The 2,134-nt window shown below is 67.3% G+C and carries 3 protein-coding genes; all 3 read left to right on the top strand.

All coding sequences use genetic code 11. From position 1 onward, the window contains the following. On the top strand, window positions 1-840 hold an 840-nt coding region (gene asd / locus VMD50_RS01170; RefSeq protein ID WP_325424034.1), incomplete at its 5' end, for an archaetidylserine decarboxylase. A 110-nt stretch (window positions 841-950) separates the two neighbouring features. Then, complete coding sequence (locus VMD50_RS01165; protein WP_325424032.1) at window positions 951-1,817, top strand: sulfurtransferase; 867 nt, start codon at window positions 951-953, stop codon at window positions 1,815-1,817. 125 nt (window positions 1,818-1,942) lie between these two features. Then, window positions 1,943-2,134 (top strand): hypothetical protein (locus VMD50_RS01160; RefSeq protein ID WP_325424030.1); only part of this gene is annotated, 192 nt, incomplete at its 3' end.

The raw sequence follows: 2,134 nt of genomic DNA, 5'->3' as shown, positions 1-2,134 counted from the left end.
TTCACCTACGAGAATCCGGTCGGCCGGCTGGCGCTGCACCTGCTCGTGCGCCGCGCGGTCTTCACCTGGTATCTGGGCTGGCGGATGAACCAGAAGCTCAGCGCGACGAAGGTCCTGCCGTTCATCATCGACTTCGACCTGGATGCCGACGAATTCGCGAAATCGGCCCTGGCCTACAACACCTTCAACGAGTTCTTCGTCCGGACCCTGAAGCCCGGCGCGCGGCCGGTCACCCCCGGCGCGAACGTGGCCGTGCTGCCGGCGGACGGCCGGCACCTGGTCTTTCCCGACGTCGACCGCGCCGACGGCTTCTATGTGAAGGGCGCAAAGTTCACCGTCGCCGAGCTCCTGGGCGAGGCGCACCTGCCAGCGGCGCAGCAGCAGCTCGCGTCCCGGTTTGCCGGCGGCGCCATGCTCATCTCGCGCCTGGCCCCGCCGGACTACCACCGGTTCCACTTTCCGGTGGACGGCACGGCGGGCGAGCCCCGCCTGATCCCCGGCTGGTTCTACTCGGTGCACCCGGTGGCCCTGCGCCACAACCTCCGCTATCTGGTCGGAAACCGCCGGATGGTGACCCTGGTCGAGTCGCCCGCGTTCGGCCCGGTGGCGATGGTGGAAATCGGGGCGACCTGCGTCGGGCGGATCCGGCAAAGCTTCGTGCCCGGCCGGCGCGTGGCGAAGGGCGACGAGAAAGGCTGGTTCGCCTTCGGGGGCTCGTGCGTCGTCACCCTGTTCGGCTGCGGCCGCATCAAGTTCGACGACGACTTGGTGAAGCAAAGCGCGCAGCAGCGCGAAACCTATGCCAAGATGGGTGAACGGGTTGGCGAGGTGCCGGCGTAGTCCGGACGCGGCGCGCAGTTTGTCGGCGGACCGGTTGCATCGGCTTCCAAGCCGGGTAAGTTGCCCCGTTTACTAGAGTTAACGTCCAGACCTGACTTTTGGTACCCGTCATGAACACGAAATTCAGCCACTACGCCCACCCGGAGGCGCTGGTCGACGGCGACTGGCTCCAGGCCCATTTGACCGAGCCCGGCATCCGCATCGTCGAAAGCAACGAGGACGTGCTCCTGTATGACACCGGGCACATCCCCGGCGCGGTGCACATCGACTGGCGCGGCGACCTCCAGGACAACACGGTGCGCGACTACGTCTCGCCCGACGGCTTCGCCGCGATGTGCGGCAAGCACGGCATCACGCCCGACACCACCGTGATCTTCTACGGCGACAAATCGAACTGGTGGTCGGCCTACGCCCTCTGGGCCTTCCGCCTCTTCGGCCACACCAAGGTGAAGCTGCTCGACGGCGGCCGCGACAAGTGGCGCAACGACGGCCGGCCGATGACGCGCGAGGTGCCGAAGTACCCGGCGGCGCAATATCCGGTGCCGGCCAGGCGCCACGACCAGGAGATCCGCGCCTTCTACGACGACGCCATCGCGCAGATGAAGGCGAAGAAGCCGCTGATCGACGTGCGCTCGCCCGGCGAGTACCGCGGCGAGATCACCCACATGCCGGAGTACCCGCAGGAAGGCGTGCTGCGCGGCGGCCACATCCCCGGCGCCCGCGGCGTGCCGTGGAAGACGGCGGCGAATGACGACGGCACCTTCAAGACCGCCGAGGAGCTGAAGAAGATCTACACCGAGAACCTCGGGCTGAAGGCCGGTGACGACATCATCGCCTACTGCCGCATCGGCGAGCGCTCGAGCCACACTTGGTTCGTGCTCACCTACCTGCTCGGCTACCAGAAGGTCCGCAACTACGACGGCTCCTGGACCGAGTGGGGCAACCGGGTGCGGGCGCCGATCGCGAAGGGCGCGTAGGGATTTGGGATTGTGGATCGTTGACCGCGGATTGTCCGGAACCGCGTTGCCGCCCCCGGGGTGTCCGCGAGTCGAAGTTCCGCCGCGCGGCAATCCGCGATCCGAAGTCACCAATCGCCGATCCCATGTATCCCCCCAACCTCACCGAGATCGTCGACCTCTTCGAGGCGCTGTCCGACGAGGAGAAGCGCGAGAATCTCATCCTCTACGCGGACCAGGCGCCGCGCTGCGCGCCGCAGCCCGGCGAGCCGTTCGACCTCGAGGACGTGCGCAAGGACGAGGAATGCACCGACACGGTCGGCGTGTTCCTCCGGGTC

The sequence above is a fragment of the Mycobacterium sp. genome (assembly GCF_035506235.1).
Classification (GTDB): Bacteria; Actinomycetota; Actinomycetes; order Mycobacteriales; family Mycobacteriaceae; genus Mycobacterium.
This window is presented reverse-complemented; position numbering and strand designations above follow the sequence as displayed.

What these genes read in the sequence shown, in the direction of transcription:
- VMD50_RS01165 (WP_325424032.1), top strand. Translation starts at nt 951, where the DNA reads ATGAACACGAAATTCAGCCACTACGCCCACCCGGAGGCGCTGGTCGAC.